Source organism: Flavobacterium sp. N1736, assembly GCF_025947065.1.
In the GTDB taxonomy this organism is placed as follows: domain Bacteria; phylum Bacteroidota; class Bacteroidia; order Flavobacteriales; family Flavobacteriaceae; genus Flavobacterium.
This window is the reverse complement of sequence record NZ_CP109994.1, coordinates 2,967,023-2,984,380: the sequence shown is the minus strand read 5'-3', so window position 1 is coordinate 2,984,380 and position 17,358 is coordinate 2,967,023. Positions and strand designations below refer to the sequence as shown.

Annotated in this window: 15 protein-coding genes; 12 read left to right on the top strand and 3 right to left on the bottom strand. The window is 31.8% G+C overall.

Features of this window, described 5'->3' with window-relative positions:
- Positions 1-73: 73 nt before the first annotated feature.
- The 12 genes from OLM54_RS12670 (at position 74) to OLM54_RS12615 (ending at position 14,664) form a co-directional block, all read left to right on the top strand.
- Entirely contained in the window at positions 74-1,555 is a 1,482-nt protein-coding gene (locus tag OLM54_RS12670; RefSeq protein WP_264534983.1) for an SGNH/GDSL hydrolase family protein, read from the top strand.
- Between the two features lie 82 nt (positions 1,556-1,637).
- A complete protein-coding gene (locus OLM54_RS12665; protein WP_264534982.1) occupies positions 1,638-2,969 on the top strand; it encodes a GDSL-type esterase/lipase family protein in 1,332 nt (443 codons plus the stop codon).
- Between the two features lies 1 nt (position 2,970).
- The gene (locus OLM54_RS12660) at positions 2,971-4,650 is read left to right on the top strand and encodes an MBOAT family O-acyltransferase (protein WP_264534981.1); all 1,680 of its coding nucleotides are present in this window, start codon (positions 2,971-2,973) and stop codon (positions 4,648-4,650) included.
- Positions 4,651-4,888: 238 nt separating this feature from the next.
- Positions 4,889-6,241 (top strand): signal recognition particle protein, encoded by a 1,353-nt coding sequence (gene ffh, locus OLM54_RS12655; protein WP_264534980.1) that lies wholly within the window; start codon positions 4,889-4,891, stop codon positions 6,239-6,241.
- 136 nt (positions 6,242-6,377) lie between these two features.
- A complete protein-coding gene (locus OLM54_RS12650) occupies positions 6,378-7,265 on the top strand; it encodes a bifunctional 5,10-methylenetetrahydrofolate dehydrogenase/5,10-methenyltetrahydrofolate cyclohydrolase (RefSeq protein ID WP_264534979.1) in 888 nt (295 codons plus the stop codon).
- A gap of 367 nt (positions 7,266-7,632) precedes the next feature.
- The gene (locus tag OLM54_RS12645) at positions 7,633-8,559 is read left to right on the top strand and encodes a magnesium transporter CorA family protein (protein WP_264534978.1); all 927 of its coding nucleotides are present in this window, start codon (positions 7,633-7,635) and stop codon (positions 8,557-8,559) included.
- A gap of 386 nt (positions 8,560-8,945) precedes the next feature.
- Positions 8,946-9,560 (top strand): hypothetical protein, encoded by a 615-nt coding sequence (locus tag OLM54_RS12640; RefSeq protein WP_264534977.1) that lies wholly within the window; start codon positions 8,946-8,948, stop codon positions 9,558-9,560.
- Between the two features lie 4 nt (positions 9,561-9,564).
- Positions 9,565-9,858 carry a winged helix-turn-helix domain-containing protein gene (locus OLM54_RS12635; RefSeq protein ID WP_264534976.1) on the top strand — a complete coding sequence of 98 codons (294 nt, stop codon included), beginning with the start codon at positions 9,565-9,567 and terminating at the stop codon, positions 9,856-9,858.
- Between the two features lie 56 nt (positions 9,859-9,914).
- Entirely contained in the window at positions 9,915-11,306 is a 1,392-nt protein-coding gene (locus tag OLM54_RS12630; protein WP_264534975.1) for a DUF4173 domain-containing protein, read from the top strand.
- Between the two features lie 255 nt (positions 11,307-11,561).
- Positions 11,562-12,068, top strand: coding sequence for a hypothetical protein (locus tag OLM54_RS12625; protein ID WP_264534974.1), 507 nt, complete (start codon positions 11,562-11,564; stop codon positions 12,066-12,068).
- A 114-nt stretch (positions 12,069-12,182) separates the two neighbouring features.
- Positions 12,183-13,925 (top strand): tetratricopeptide repeat-containing sensor histidine kinase, encoded by a 1,743-nt coding sequence (locus OLM54_RS12620; protein WP_264534973.1) that lies wholly within the window; start codon positions 12,183-12,185, stop codon positions 13,923-13,925.
- On the top strand, positions 13,918-14,664 hold the full coding sequence (locus OLM54_RS12615) for a LytR/AlgR family response regulator transcription factor (protein ID WP_264534972.1): 747 nt from the start codon (positions 13,918-13,920) through the stop codon (positions 14,662-14,664). Before OLM54_RS12620 ends, OLM54_RS12615 begins: the two co-directional genes overlap by 8 nt.
- A 72-nt stretch (positions 14,665-14,736) precedes the next feature.
- On the opposite strand, the gene rluF is transcribed toward OLM54_RS12615, so the two are convergent.
- From rluF to OLM54_RS12600, 3 genes are all read right to left on the bottom strand, one after another.
- Positions 14,737-15,549: a 23S rRNA pseudouridine(2604) synthase RluF gene (rluF, locus tag OLM54_RS12610; RefSeq protein ID WP_264534971.1), complete on the bottom strand. Its 813-nt coding sequence runs from the start codon at positions 15,547-15,549 to the stop codon at positions 14,737-14,739.
- 243 nt (positions 15,550-15,792) lie between these two features.
- Complete coding sequence (locus OLM54_RS12605) at positions 15,793-16,137, bottom strand: antibiotic biosynthesis monooxygenase family protein (RefSeq protein ID WP_264534970.1); 345 nt, start codon at positions 16,135-16,137, stop codon at positions 15,793-15,795.
- Between the two features lie 14 nt (positions 16,138-16,151).
- Positions 16,152-17,303 (bottom strand): cytochrome P450, encoded by a 1,152-nt coding sequence (locus OLM54_RS12600; RefSeq protein ID WP_264534969.1) that lies wholly within the window; start codon positions 17,301-17,303, stop codon positions 16,152-16,154.
- Positions 17,304-17,358: the final 55 nt, after the last annotated feature.

The following is a 17,358-nucleotide window of genomic DNA, read 5'->3' as shown; positions in this document are numbered from 1 at the left end:
TTTTTTTTATAAGGATTAACAAAAATTGAAATTAAATATTTGTTAGTTTATTCTTCAAATTTATAATTACTAAGTGAATACAAAATCATATTTTTTTCAGTCTTTTGCAATTGTCGCATTGGCATTTATAGCCTTTATAGGATTTAAACAAATCTTACCAAATAAGATATTTCCCGATAGTAAAGTCGATCCCAAAAGCGTACTTATAGATAGTTTGCTTTTAGAGTCGGTGGCAAATGATTCTTTATCCGGAGAAAGTGACAGCATTGCAGAAGTTGAAAAACAGGAAGCGCAGAAAAAAATTGTTTTTGATGCTGCCGAAGGAATTGAATTTCCAACCGAAACTTTTGAAAACTACAAAGGATATCAATACCTCATTTCTTTTTATGAGAAATTATATCAGTTAGAAAAAAATCCACAATCTAAAGTTAGAATTGCGTATTATGGCGATTCGATGACCGATGGTGATTTAATTGTTCAGGATGTTCGAAACAATTACCAACAGCGTTTTGGCGGAAATGGAGTTGGTTTTGTCTCCATAACTTCAGAATCTGCTGCATCAAGAGGTTCTGTAAAATCCGTTTATTCTAAAAACTGGAAAACACAATCATACTTAAACGTAAAAAGACCAACAAGCCCTTTTGGAGTAAACGGACATGTTTTCTTTGCAAATGACAGAACCAATCCAACATGGGTGCAATATGAAGCGGGACTTAATAAATTTGCAGCTTCGTTAGATAGTCCTACCTTATTTTACGGAAGATCTTCTAAAAGAGGAAATGTCAATTTTATTATAGGAAAAGATACATTACATAAAAATCTGGTTCCGAATAATCTTGTAAACACATTAAAAGTAACTTCAGGAAGCATAAAAGCATTCAAGGCAAATTTTGTTCAGGCAGATTCAATTCCTATTTATGGTTTTAATTTCGATAACGGAATCGGAGTTCACGTAGATAACTTTTCGCAAAGAGGAAATTCAGGATTGCCAATTTCTATGTTTAATGCCGATGTGATGCAGAGTTTCAATAACAGTTTGAAATATGATTTGGTTATACTGCATTATGGAACAAATGTTTTAAATTACGGTACCAAAAATTATTTTTGGTATGAAAAAGGAATGAAGAAAACCGTAAATAAAATCAAGGAATCTTTTCCGGGCGTTTCTGTTTTAATCGTTTCAACTGCTGATAAATCGACCAAATATGATTTGGAAATGAAAACAGACTCGGCCGTAGTTCCGTTAATGAAAGCCCAAAAAAGATATGCGCTTGAAACAGAATCCGGATTTGTAAACTTATATACATTAATGGGTGGAGACGGATCTATGGTAAAATGGGTTGATGAAACTCCGGCCAAAGCCAATAAAGATTATACACACTTTAATCAGCGAGGTGCAAAAGCTATTGGTAATTTATTGTATGATCAGTTAAATAAAGGTTACGAACAATATAAATTGCTGCGCGAAAAACGTGATGTAGCAGTTAAACCAAAAACAGTCAGAAAGGCAAAAACCGATTCTGTAGCTGTAAAAAAAGATAGTGTAAATGAATAAACTTATTATTTTCTTTTGTTGTCTTTTTTTCTCGACAAATGATAAAGCGCAAAAGTCAGACTCACTTCCAATAACTAAAAGTATGATTAGCAAAATCGACAGTACAACGATTGAATCTTATGAAGGAAATCACATTTATAATGCAAAAGTATTAGAAAGTGTTTTTAAGAGATTGAAAGAAAACGAAAGTGATAACAAGCAAAAAATAAATATTGTACATATTGGTGATTCTCATATTCAGAGTGATTTAATGACCAATAAAATTAGAAAAGTGCTGCAGCAGCAATTTGGAAATGCCGGACGCGGATTTGTTTTTCCGTATCAATTGGCAAAAACAAACGGATCTTATAACGAGCGATTTTACTCGAACAGAACCTGGGAAAATTATCGAAATATTTATCCGGTAAAAAGCAGACCGGTTGGTTTAAGCGGAATTGGACTTTGGAGAGATACTAGTGGTTTTGCGGTACAATTGAATATAAAAGATCCGGCTTATAAATTCAACTCCATTCATATTATTACACCACAAAACCAAAATATGTTTGATTTGGCAATAGCATCTCAAACCAATATTATTCAGTCGACAGAACGAAAAGTTATCACACATAAAATTAAAAAAGGAGAAGCTATTTCTGTAATTGCAGATAAATACAATATTTCTGTAGCTGATATTAAAAAAGCAAACGGGCTGAAATCAAATAACATTCGTGCCGGAAGAACCCTGAAAATTCCAACAAACGAAACAAAACCAAAAGAGATAAAAAGTTCTGAATTTGTTTCGCTAAATCTTGAAACCGACGCATTTTCTCATTATTATAAATCAGAAAAAGCATTAGATAAAATTTATTTGATTCCGAATAAAAACGCATCAGAATTTGAACTTAACGGACTTGTTTTAGAAAAAGATGCTCCTGGAATAACCTATAGCGGAATTGGGGTAAATGGCGCAAAATTCTCAGATTATAATAAATATCCGTTGTTCTTTGAACAATTAAAAGCTTTACATCCTGACATGTTGATATTTTCACTGGGAACAAATGAAAGTTACGACAATATGGAAGCCTCCAAATATATAGCGGAATTACGTGAATTTATAAGCAAACTTAAAGAGCAAAATATTAATGTTCCGATACTTGTAATGACTCCGCCACCATCATTACACCGAGGAAGAAAACCAAATGTATACGTTAAAGATTATGCAGAACGTATTAATAGCGATGCCGAAAAAGACGATTTTGCAGTTTGGGATTTATATGATGAATTTGGAGGAATGAACGGAGTACGAAAATTAAGATCAGAAGGATTAATTGGACCTGATTTTGTTCATTATTCTAAAAAAGGGTATGAAAAACAAGGGAAACTCTTTACAGAAGCATTTTTAAAAGCATATGATAATTTTAAATTAAAAAAGTAAGTTGATAACAAGTAATAGCATAAATAATTGGTTTGTTCAAAATTTTGGAGAAATTACATTAGAGCAGGTCAAAAGTTGGTTTATTTATAATCCGGACGAAAAATTATTATTCAATACAGGCTTATTTCTTGGTTTGTTTTTGGTTTTTTATTTTGTGTATGCATTTTTACGCAAAACATTTTATTTAAGATTAACGTACGTTATTCTATTCTCGCTTTTCTTTTATTATAAGTCAAGCGGAATTTATTTTCTGTTATTATTACTTTCTTCTGTAGTCGATTATGGTTTGAGTCAGATTATTTACAGAGAAACAAAAGACAGTGCAAAAAAAATATATCTGGTTATAAGCGTGATCTTAAACTTAGGATTGCTGGGTTATTTTAAGTACATGAATTTTGTGATTGTAACTTACAATGACATGTTCAACGGTCATTTTGAATTGCATAATATATTTCTTCCTGTCGGAATTTCATTCTACACCTTCCAGTCGATGAGTTATATTATCGAGATTTATCGCGAAGAAATTAAACCAACAAAAAACTATATCGAATATTTATTTTTCGTTTCGTTTTTTCCACAACTTGTTGCCGGACCAATTGTTAGGGCAAAAGATTTTCTTCCGCAGATTTATCAAAAATTAAACCTTACCAAACAAGACGTAAATAACGCTTTGTTTTTGATTATTGGCGGATTAATTAAGAAAACAGTAATTTCAAATTACATCTCGATAAACTTCGTCGATCGTGTTTTTGATACACCGATGAATTATACATCATTCGAAAATTTAATGGCATCTTACGGATATGCAATCCAGATTTATTGTGATTTTTCGGGATATTCAGATATGGCAATCGGAATCGCTTTATTGTTAGGATTTAAATTACCGACCAACTTTAGAACACCTTATAAATCAGTATCGATTACAGATTTCTGGAGAAGATGGCACATTTCGTTATCAACCTGGTTAAAAGATTTCTTGTATATTTCTATCGGAGGAAACAGAGAAGGAACATTCGCCGGATATTTATTTCCGAGTTTATTCTTCTTCGGATTATTACTTTGGGGAATTTCAAATGTAAACGAAAGCTTTATTCCGTTAGCAATTGCAATTGGATCAATAGGTATTTTTTGCCTGACATTTTTACTTTCGAAGAAAAAAAATCAAACGCTTGTAACCAACTTCAACCTATTCACGACAATGCTTTTGGGCGGATTATGGCACGGAGCCGGAGCACAATTCATTATTTGGGGAGCCTTACACGGATTAGCGTTAGCGGTTCATAAAATTTTCATGGAACTTTTTCCATCCAAAAAAGAAGAATCTAATTTCTTTTGGAGATTTTTCTCCATCCTGATTACATTCCATTTCGTAGTTTTCTGCTGGATCTTTTTCCGAGCCAGAGATTTCGAAACAGCCTTGCAGGTAATCAATAATATTGGTCAGTTAACATTCGAACCGGAACATTGGAAAGCTATAGTTTTAGGTTACAAAAATGTATTTTTATTAATGTTGTTTGGATATGTTTGGCATTTTCTGCCTGAAGTTTTTACAAACGGCATGAAATCAGTTTTCGATAAAACACCATTATTAGTAAAAGCAATAATACTAGGTTTTGTTTATTGGATCGTTTACGCTACAGCAATCGCAGGTTCACAGCCGTTTATTTACTTTCAATTTTAAAAGAAAAGGGACAAAGTTACAAAGTTACAAAGGTGCAAAGGTTTTATTCTTTGCGTTTAATAAACATAAAAGTAATAATCTTGCAAAGTCGCGAAGTCGCAAAGAATATAAAAAACTTTGCGACTTCGCGACTTTGCGAGCAAAAAACCTAGCGAACTTTGCGGTTAAATGCAGTTAAATAAAAATTGCCTGAAATATCTAATTAGATTATCTTTGCACTTCAAATAAAGAAAATAGTATGTTTGATAATTTAAGTGATAAGTTAGATAAAGCCTTCCATATATTAAAAGGGCACGGTAAAATTACAGAAGTAAACGTTGCCGATACCTTAAAAGAAGTTCGTCGTGCCTTATTAGACGCCGATGTTAACTTTAAAATTGCTAAAGATTTTACAACCAAAGTAAAAGAAAAAGCAATTGGTCAGGACGTATTAACAACACTTCAGCCAGGACAATTATTGGTGAAGTTAGTAAAAGACGAACTAACCGAATTAATGGGCGGTGACGTTGCAGGAATTAACCTTGGCGGAAATCCTTCGATTATTTTAATGTCAGGATTACAAGGATCTGGTAAAACTACCTTCTCAGGAAAACTGGCCAACTATTTAAAAACAAAGAAAAATAAAAAACCGCTTCTTGTAGCTTGTGATATCTACCGTCCTGCGGCGATAAACCAGTTGCATGTTGTTGGAGACCAAATAGGTGTTGAGGTTTATTCAGAACCGGAAAATAAAAATCCAGTTGAAATTGCTCAAAATGCAATCAAACACGCAAAAGCAAACGGTTTTAACGTAGTTATTGTCGATACAGCTGGTCGTTTGGCAGTAGATGAGGAAATGATGGATGAAATTGCACGCGTTCATAAAGCAATTCAGCCACAGGAAACATTGTTCGTTGTTGATGCAATGACAGGACAAGATGCTGTAAATACGGCAAAAACCTTCAACGATATCCTGAATTTTGATGGAGTTATTTTAACAAAATTAGATGGTGATACACGTGGTGGAGCTGCAATTTCGATTAAATCGGTTGTAAACAAACCAATCAAATTTGTGGGTACAGGCGAAAAGATGGAAGCAATTGATGTTTTCTATCCGGATCGTATGGCAGAGCGTATTCTTGGTATGGGAGACGTTGTGTCACTTGTAGAAAGAGCGCAGGAACAATTTGACGAAGAAGAAGCCAGAAAACTTCAAAAGAAAATCGCTAAAAACGAATTTGGTTTTGATGACTTCTTAACTCAAATTCAGCAAGTAAAGAAAATGGGTAATATGAAAGACCTGGTTGGAATGATACCGGGAGCTTCAAAAGCCATGAAAGATGTAGAAATAGAAGATGACGCTTTTAAACATATTGAAGCCATCATTCATTCGATGACACCAATTGAAAGGAGTAAACCGGCCATCATCGACGTAAAAAGAAAAGCCAGAATTGCAAAAGGTTCAGGAACGAAAGTCGAGCAGGTAAATCAGTTAATGAAGCAGTTTGACCAAATGAGCAAAATGATGAAAATGATGCAAGGTCCGGGCGGAAAAAACCTGATGAAAATGATGGGAGGCATGAAAGGAATGCCAGGCGGAATGCCGAGATAATAAAATTAAAAGTTTCAAGTTTCAGGTTTCAAGTTATGAGACTGAAATTTGAAACTTTTTTTTAATAAAATATATATGTGTTTCGCTTATAACGTGAAACCTGAAACAAAAAAACTTTAAACCTGAAACAAAAAAAATGCAACTACTAGACGGTAAAAAAACATCTGAAGACATCAAAAACGAAATTGCAGCCGAAGTTCAATCGATAAAAGCAGCCGGAGGAAAAGTACCTCATTTAGCAGCTGTAATCGTAGGGAACAACGGAGCAAGTTTAACTTACGTAGGAAGTAAAGTAAAATCTTGCCAGCAAATTGGCTTCGATTCAACTTTAGTCGCTTTACCGGAAGATATTACCGAAGCAGATTTATTAGCGAAAATAAAAGAATTAAACGAAGATGATGATCTTGATGGATTCATCGTTCAATTGCCTTTGCCAAAACATATCGACGAACAAAAAATCCTATTAGCAATTGATCCTGATAAAGATGTAGATGGTTTTCATCCAACAAATTTTGGAAGAATGGCATTAGAAATGGATAGTTTTATTCCGGCAACGCCATTCGGAATCATGCAACTATTAGAACGTTATAAAGTAGAAACTGCCGGAAAACACACCGTAGTTATTGGAAGAAGCCACATCGTAGGCAGACCAATGAGTATTTTAATGAGCCGTAAAGGAAATCCCGGAGATTCAACCGTTACATTAACCCACAGCCGAACTAAAAACTTAGCAGAATTCACTAAAAATGCAGATATTATTATTACAGCTTTAGGAGTTCCTGAATTTTTAAAAGGAGATATGGTCAAAGACGGAGTTGTAATTATTGATGTTGGAATTACTCGTGTAGACGATGCATCAAACTCAAAAGGATATGTAATAAAAGGCGACGTTGATTTTGATGAAGTAAGCAAAAAAGCGTCATTCATTACACCGGTTCCCGGTGGAGTAGGACCAATGACAATTGCCATGTTGCTTCAAAACACACTTTTAGCAAGAAAAATGAGAAACGAGAAAAACAAATAATTTGTTTCAAAATAATAATAATGCAAAGCCTGTTCAATAGAGCAGGCTTTTTTGTATGATACAACTAAAAAAAATCTAACATATAGAAACATAGAATTTAAGTTGGTGCTGGCTATGTTTGTTTAAAAAAAGTGAAACGTCTTTTTTGCTGTTGCAATATCTATGTTTCTATGTGTTTAAAAAAACTGCCAAGAGAACCATTTTAATATATAATTAATAGTTTAAAATTTTAGTTCTTAAAAATAAAGAATACTTTTGCATCACTTAAAAAAAACTTCTCCAAATGAACGATTATTATTCGTTAGTATTAAATTAAAATAGCTTTTTGAAATTTTCAAAATGCTATAATAAAACCCTGTATTTTGAAATGAAAGCCTTTTACACAAACAATAACGGATTAATCGAAATCCCAAAATGGATGCCAAATTGCTGGATTAATATTGAATCTCCAACACCAGCAGACAAAACATATTTATTAGAAGAACTTCAGATTCCCGAAGCATTTTACAACGATATTGAGGACATTGACGAAAGACCTCGTATTGAAATCGAAGATGGCTGGACGCTGATAATCATGCGCGTTCCCATCAAAAGTGATGATGTAAAATTACCTTTTCAAACCATTCCGCTTGGTGTCATTTTTAAAGACGATGTTTGTGTAACAATTACTTTTTACAAGACAGAAATCATATATGATTTTATGTTGTATTCGCGACGAAAAAACATTCTGGTTAAGGATAATTCCGATTGGGTTTTGCGATTACTCCTGTCATCAAGTGTTTGGTATTTAAAATATCTAAAACAAATTAATCAAAAGATAAAATTAGCCGAAGACAATTTAGAGAAATCCATCAAAAATGAAGAATTGCAGGCGTTGCTGCAAATCGAGAAATGTTTAGTTTTCTTTATCACCTCATTAAAAGCAAATGATGTTTTGTTTCATCGAATCAAAAACCTACGAGCATATAAAGCCAACTACGATTTAGATTTGCTCGAAGATGTTGAAATAGAATTAAGTCAGGCACAGGATACAGCTAATATTTACAGTAATATCTTAACCGGAATGATGGATGCGTACGCCTCGGTAATTTCAAATAATATGAACAATATTATGAAACAAATGACATCGATTTCCATTATATTAATGATTCCAACATTAATTGCCAGTTTATACGGAATGAACGTGCCAAACGGTCTTGAAGAAAGCAAATATGGCATTTGGATACTTCTTTTAGTATCGATTGTTTTATCTTCATTTGGCGTGTTTTTATTCAAACGCAGAAGATGGTTTTGATAATTATCTCACATTAAAAGCCTATTCAATCGAGTAGGCTTTTTCGTTTTTATAATTTGGGCGTGATAAAAGTCCTTGTTCCTGCAAGGTTTTCAAAACCTTGTAGGTTTCAATAATACGAGATAACTTTAAATTATGTAGTCCCTACAGGACAAAAAAAGAATCGTTAAATTATTTTCTACCAACATTTAATCTCTCCGAGATATTCCGTTAGGAATTGAATATTGGTAACAAAACAAGAAATTCCACATCATTAAATAACCCCTAGGGATTACATCTTTTCTCAATAAAAGATATTAATTTGACATGTTTTTCGATAAAAAAAACATTTTTTAGTTTGCCAATTCAAAATAAATAATAACTTTGTAACTCAAAGTACTTTTATTATGAACCAGAAGCATCAAGAAGACTTATCGCATATTCGCTCTATGATGGAGCGCTCTTCCAGATTTATATCTTTAAGCGGACTCTCAGGAGTATTTGCAGGATTATCTGCTTTAATTGGCGGACTATATGTTTATCAGCTGTTTAAAATAAACGGAATTGATTATCTTGATGGAGAACATGTTTCGCTTAGCGGTAATTTAGTTTCTGAATTAATCACAAGCGGATTAATCATTTTAATCTTTGCTTTGGCTTTTGGGATCTTTTTCACCATCAGAAAAAGTAAAAAGTATAATTTACCAATTTGGACAACGGCTACAAAAAAGATGCTTTTTAATTTGGCAATTCCATTAATGGCTGGCGGAATATTTTGCTTAGCGCTGATTTATCATAAAATTTTTATTTTGGTATCGCCAACAACTTTAATTTTTTACGGATTAGCCTTGATAAATGCTGAAAAATATACCTTTTCTGATGTTAAATATTTAGGTTTTAGCCAGCTTATTTTGGGATGTATTTCGTTATTTTTTATTGGATATGGATTGGTTTTTTGGATAATTGGGTTTGGAATTTTGCATATCTTGTACGGACTAATAATGTTCAAAAAATATAAATAAACCAATGGGAATCATTGATAAATTAAATAAGGATTTCGAAAGCCGCGTCAGATTAGGGATTATGTCTATTTTGATGGTCAATGAATGGATTGACTTTACAGAAATGAAAACGCTTTTGAATATCACTGATGGTAATTTAGCAAGCCATTCTACAGCTTTAGAAAAAGCAGAATATATAGAAGTTAAAAAAGAATTTGTGGGTAAAAAGCCCAAAACATCCTATAAAGTAACCGATAGAGGACGTGCAGCCTTTAAAGAACACCTAAATAGTCTTGAAAAATTAATGAAATCTAAATAACCAAAATTTTTTATCTAAACACTTTGAAATACAAAGTACTTTTAAATTCAACAATTATGAAAAAACATCATTTTATCTTAGTTTGCAGTTTAATATTTACACTGCTTTTTTACAAAGAATCAATAGGAGTAAACCTTGCTATTTTTGGACTGGTTTTGACAGGCTTGATTTGTTATTTCTTTCAGGATCGGTTTACAGATCGTTCCCATTTAGTTTTAGTAATTACCGCTATTTTATCGTGTCTGGCTTTTGCATGGTATGGCGATTTTGTGTCTTTTCTGGCTATGTTTCTGTCAATCGTTTTTTTGCAGTTTAAAACACATGAGGTACAGCTTAAAATACTACAGGTTTTTCCACTTGTATTTTTAAACGGAATTACAACGTTAGGACGTGTTTTTATGTTTAGCCAATGGCTTCCTGAAAGTAAAATCCATAATAATTTCACTAAAAAACTAATTGCTTATTTTATTATACCGATCATTTTTGTGGCACTATTTTTTACAGTTTATTCTTTTGGAAGCGATCATTTTTCTTCACTTTTTACAGATTATCAATTAGATCTGGATATCTGGCAATTGTTTGTCATTACTGTTTTAGGATTTTACATTTCATTTACTTTTTGGAACTATTGGATTCCCGAAGTTTCGTATGATTTAAATCCAAAATTAAATAATGAATTCTCAGATAAAGAAAAGAATACAAACGAAAATACATTCTCGTTTCTTGATTTAAATTTTGAAAGAAAAAGCGGCGAAATCACCCTATTGCTTTTAAACCTAATGCTTTTAGTTTTTATTGTAACCTATAATTACGAACAATTTTTTGAAGTAATCGAGGCGTCAAAATTAAGTGCAGACACACATGAAAGAGTAAATGCAATTATTTTTTCGATTGTTATGGCGGTTGGAGTGATTCTTTTTTATTTTAAAGGAGGATTTAATTTTGATAAAAAAGCAGCAAATCTAAAACGACTTTCTAAAATATGGATTGTATTAAACGGAGTTCTAATTTTGAGCACGGCTATAAAAAATTCAGAATATGTTTCATTCTTCGGATTAACCTATAAACGATTGGGAGTATATGCATTTTTGATTTTAGCCATAATAGGTTTAATATATGCCTTTTTAAAAATCACCAAGCAAAAAACAAACGCCTATCTTTTTAATCAGATGGTTTGGTATTTTTACGGTACAGTACTTTTATGCAGTTTCTTTAATTGGGGAAATCTAATTACAAATTACAACATCTCGGTAAATAAAGGAGTCGAACCAAGGTTTTTGAGCGGTCTGAATTTTAATGACGAAACCAGAAGAGAATATTTTTCACTACATAAATTCGATGGACAATACAATGAAATTCAAAGAGAAAATGAAATTGAGAAATATCAAAATGAAACCGTTTTATCGAAGGTCTTGTATTATGAGTTTTTAAACAGTAATAAAAAATAAATCACTAAATCCCATTCTGTTTTGAATGGGTTTTTTTTTTATCACAGCATATGTAGTCCATTCTTTACCAAAGATTTAATCAAATAATTGTTAATTAATACAGTTATTACAAAGGGGTTAAATCTTATTAAGAAAATGTTTACTATATTTGGATTCCAAAAAACAATGTTTTTTTGATCATTTTATATTTGTTTAATTAGAGTATTTCTTAAAAATATAGATAATCATTAACGTTTAACCTAATAACAAAAACCCATGACAAAAACTACCCTTTATTCACCAACTGAAAAAATCTATCCACCTGGTAAATGTATACAAACAGAAAGCAAAAGTAAACTAACACTAAAACCTATACGTTTTCCGGAGAATAATTCAAAAATTCCTTTTGCTCCAATTGTTCAGGCTACAATAATGATAGATGGAACGTTTCAAATTAGGGCAGTTTTTTTGGTTGCACGTAAACCAAAAGGACAAGGAGAAGACGAGAAAAAAGACGAATTAAAATTTGATATTTATCAAAATTGGTATGTTGATCTTCGTGGACAACGCCAGCTGCAGTTTTTTATAGCGTATGATATAGATGATAGCATAGAAGAAAATTTTGATGTTTATGAAGCAAGTTTTAAAGCTGAAAAAGACCCTTATGGAGAAAAGGCATTTGCTGATATAGCAACAATTCAAACTTTTCTTTGGGATATAGACCCTGAAACTTCAAGAGGAACAGAAACTACGGTACAGCAAGGAACAGGAGGAGGATACTAAGATGTAATTTTCTTTCTGCAAAAATAAATCCTATAAATAAATGCAAATATTTATAGGATTTAAATCGTGAAACATTATTGAAATTAACTTCGAAAAATAATTATAAAATATATAATGATTAAAATTAAATCATGTATTGTTTCAATAGTATTTCTTATTCCTTTTTTTCTTTTCTCACAAGACAAATATCCTGTTGACAAATTATTTAATATTGAAATTAAATTAAAAGCCAGGAAATTTGAAGAAGACATTAACTTTAATAAAGCCCAAACATTTTTCAGAGAAAAAAATTGGGATTCTACTTTAGTTTATTCTATGAAGGAGCTTAGTGCTACCAAAAATATTGAACTAATAGATTATTGTTATTACTTTAGAGCAATTAGTTTTAAACATAAAAAGCTCCTTAAAGAAGCTAAAAAAGAGTTTAATAAAGTGTCAGATAATTTTCAACATTATTATAAAGTGAAAATTAATTTAGGCGAAATTGCATTAGAACAAAATGAATTTAAGAGTGCATTGCAATATTTTCAGGAAATTGAAAAGCTTCCCGTAAATAAATTATACAATGTTTACAAGGGTAGTATTTTACATAATATAGGATTATGCTATTTGCATCTCAACGAGTTTGATAAAGCAGAAACCTATTTGTTTAAGAGTGTAAATTTACAAGAAAGAGAAAAAGACACTCTAACACTTATTGGGTCTTATATGGATCTTGCCAATTTGTATTATACACAATATAAAGACAGTCAGGCAATTCCATATTTTGAAAAAGCATATCATTTATCTAAAAAAGTAAAATCATTCGATCTGAAAAGAGCAGCAGCCAAAAATATGGCAGCGGTAGAGGAAAACAGGAAAAATTTTCCATTAGCTTTAACATATAGAAAAGAATTTGAACAATGGAAAGATTCCTTAAACGATCAAAATAAAGTTTGGGAAATTGCCGAAGTAGAAAAGAAATTTGCCGTAACACAAAAACAAAAAGAAGTAGATATTCTTGCAGCCGAGAATAAAGTAAAAATAGCCGAAAGAAACGGATTCATTATTTCGTCACTTTTGCTTTTAATATTGTTTGGAACCGGAGTTTATTTTTACCGACAAAAAATTAAAAACAGTAAAATTATTCTGGCTCAAAAAAATGAGTTAGACGAATTAAATGCCACAAAAGATAAACTATTTTCTATTGTAAGCCACGATTTAAGATCATCAGTAAATGCCTTGAAAACAAGTAACGGCAAATTGATGGAGAATCTGGAAAGTAAAAATTTTACAGAACTTGATGTTTTATTGCACAACAATAGTACCATTGCAAACGGAGCTTATAACCTGCTTGATAATTTGCTAAATTGGGCTTTATTGCAAACAAAACAAGCCTATTTTTATCAGGAATCTTTGCATTTGGCGACAATTGTACAACATGTAGAATACAATTATAAACCATTGATGTTAAATGAAAACATTACTTTTAATAACGATGTTTCTAAAGAAGATTATGTTTTTGCTGATTTAGATTCGCTGAAAATTATTATTCGAAACATGTTAGATAATGCCATTAAATTCTCAAAAGAAAACGGCACAATTTCAATTTATACAAGACCTTCATCTGAAGATTTTTGTTATTTAGTGATCGAAGATACCGGTTTGGGAATGAACGAACCAACAAGACAAGAATTACTAAAAGAAACTGTTTTACTTTCTAAAAAGAAAAATGACGATATAATAGGAACCGGATTAGGAATGCAATTATGCAAAAGCCTGATTCGTAAAAATGGAGGAAAACTCGAAATTGAAAGTGAAGAAAATGTTGGAACTAAAATTATTATAGTATTACCAAAGTTTAAAAATCATGGATAATATAAATGTACTTATTATCGAAGATACTGTCGCAGAAAGTGATGCGCTTGTAAAAGTACTTACCGCAAATAATTATAATATTGTAGGGATTGCTTCTACGTATCAGGAGGCGCTAACCATGTTTTATCAAAACACAATCGACATCGTCGTTATTGATGTTTTTTTAGATGGAAAACCAGACGGAATTACTTTTGCAGAAACCATAACTATTGTTCCAAATGGTGTAAAACCTTTTGTTTTTTTAACCAGTTCAAAAGATCGTCAAATTTTTGAAAGAGCAAAACTAACGAAACCGTTTAGTTTTTTAATGAAGCCTTTTAATGAACTTGAAATTTTGTATGCGTTAGAAATGGCAGTTGAGAAATTCTATGAACAAACCAATGTTTTTCATAGCGAAGATCAGGACACCGTAATAAGCAACGATTCTCTTTTTATCAAAAAGAATAAATCCCTAAAAAAAGTCCGAATTGAAGATATTGTTTACATCGAAGTTGAAGATCGATATTGCAATATCATTACAGACGTTGAAAAGTTTGTCATTTTAATTTCATTAACCAAAATTATTCAGCTTCTCGACACCGCTAAATTTTGCCAGACACATCGCAATTATATCGTAAATCTAAGTAAAATCGAAGAAATAATCGTTAATGATAATTTGGTTATTCTAAAAGGAAATCACAAAGTAACCTTGAGTGACAAATACAAAGACTTTGTAAAAAACTTTCGAATTTTGAGATAAGTATTTCTTTCAAAAATAAACTAAAACTAAAAAATCCTTCATGAACTGAAGGATTTTTTAGTTTTATAGAAATCAATAATCTCCTTTTTTCTTAAATCGGGGATCATGTTCTGAAATAAACTCTGTTCTTCGTTTTGGAGCTTCAGTTTTTGGTAAACTCGCTTCTTCGGTTTTACTTGAAGGTTCAATCAACTCATTTAATTCCTTAATCTCGGCATCGGTTAAATCACGATAACGACCAACCGGAATATCCAGTGAAATATTAATGATCCTGATACGTTTCAAAGCCGTTACATCATAACCCAAATACTCCGTCATTCTACGAATCTGACGGTTTAAACCCTGCGTTAAAATGATTTTAAAAGTGTATTTACTGATTTGTTCCACTTTACATTTTCTTGTAACAGTATCCAAAATCGGTACACCATTTCCCATCCGTTCAATAAAACGATCTGTAATTGGTCTGTTTACCGTAACAGTATATTCTTTTTCGTGATTGTTTCTGGCGCGCAAAATTTTGTTTACGATATCACCATCATTTGTCATGAAAATTAATCCTTCACTGGCTTTATCCAATCTTCCAATCGGAAAAATACGTTTTGGATAATTAATATAATCCACAATATTATTACGGACCTCTAGATTAGTTGTACATTCAATGCCGGCAGGTTTATTAAATGCCAGATACACCAATTTTTCATGCTTCTCAACAATCAATTTTCCGTCAATCCGCACTTCATCATCCGGTGAAACCTTAGTTCCCATTTCCGGCACAACGCCATTTATTGTTACACGTCCTTCTTCAATTAATTTATCGGCTTCACGACGAGAACAATAGCCGGTTTCTCCAATAAATTTGTTCAGACGTTTTAAATTCTCTTCCATCTTGCAAAAGTAAGCAAAAATTCAATTTTAGAGTTTAGATTTTAGATTTTAGATTGTTGGACTTCTTAGAATTTTAGATTTTCAACAATTTTGTCATTTCGACCGAAGGGAGAAATCACACACGAAAATCGACAAAGATTATTAACATTGTTTACGGAGTTTCTAATGTGATTTCTCCCTTCGGTCGAAATGACAAGCTCAAAAACCTTTGCTCCTTTGAACCTCTGCATCTTTGAACCTTTTTTAACCATGAAACTCAGAACTATCCTCAGGCGTTTCTTTCCTGTCAAACATACCATAATCACGAACAACATGCGCAATTCTTAAATGATAATCCTTAAAAATTTCATTTCGTCCTTTTGCCTGAGCATAACGATGCATTTCAAGATTTCGCCATTGTTGAATACTTTCTTCATCCCTCCAAAAAGAAAGAGATAAAACCTTTTCGGGATTTGTAAAACTCTGAAAACGTTCTATCGAAATAAATCCATCAATGTGATCTAATTCCGGACGCAAATTGGCGGCGATATCAAGATATTCTTCTTTTTTTCCTTCATTAGGAATTACTTCAAAAATTACAGCTATCATAGTTTGTGTTTTAATTATAGAATTGAAATCCAGATGTTTTTCGGCAATCTGGCATTAATTAAAGGTTCATAATGAATCTTGTCTTCTAAAAGACGAATCGTTTTATATTGATCGAATAAATACCATAAAGCTTCAGTTGCTAAATTGATAGAGAAATATTTAGCCAGACAGATATGTCCGCCAATCCCAAAAGCCAGGTTTTCGTTATTGTTCATTCTTTCGATATTAAAATCGAACTCATTGTCAAACCTTTCAGCATCTCTATTTGCCGATGCAAGAACAATCAATACCGAATCATTTTTTTTAATATGGTTTTTGCCGATAAGGATATCTTCAGTTGCAATTCTTCTGGTATTATGAATTGGAGGATCAAAACGCAAAGTTTCTACAACCGATTTTTCTATTTCTATCTTCTTTGAAAAAGTTTTATTTCGAATAATTTGAAGTAATGAATTACTCAGAATTCCACGCCCGGCATCATAACTTTGAATGCATAAGCCAATAAAATTACTAATAACAATCGGAATAATTTCTTCTGCAGAAACATCGTTTTTCTCTGAAACTTTAATTAATAAAGGTTTGTAAAAAGGCAAGTCAGAAAGCTGTTTTTCGATAATAAAATATAATTTTCCGACATTATCATTAATCAGTTTTACTTGTTCATCAGTTTTTTTGGGAAGCATTATTTTGCTGAGTGCCTCTATTTTTTCAGTAATAAAATCGCAATCCTCTTCCTTAAATCTAAAACTTTTTAAAATACTTAAAACCGGTAATTTTTTGCAAACAGAATTCACCCAATCTATTTTATTCTCATATAAATCATTTTCAATCAATTGAAGAATAATTTGATTTATAGCAATAGAATTCATGTTAGAAAATAATAACATAGCAATTTCACGGGTAATTTTATGTTGAATTCCATTTGACAAACGAGTTAAATTAGAGAGAATTACTAAAGCAGTTTCATTTAGTTTTTGCTCATTATCAAGATTCACAAGAGGAATTTCGAACTTCGGATTTTTTAAAATTTGAACACAATATTCATAAGAATAAATGGCCCAGATCTGATTGATTTCATCCCAATAAACCGGATTTTTATCCAACATTCCTTTATAAATTGAATAAGGATCTGCAACATCTGACTGATGAAATAAACTGGAAGCCATATTGATTTGTTTTTAGCAAAGTTATTTAACTTTACAAGCGAATACTTCAGTTTAT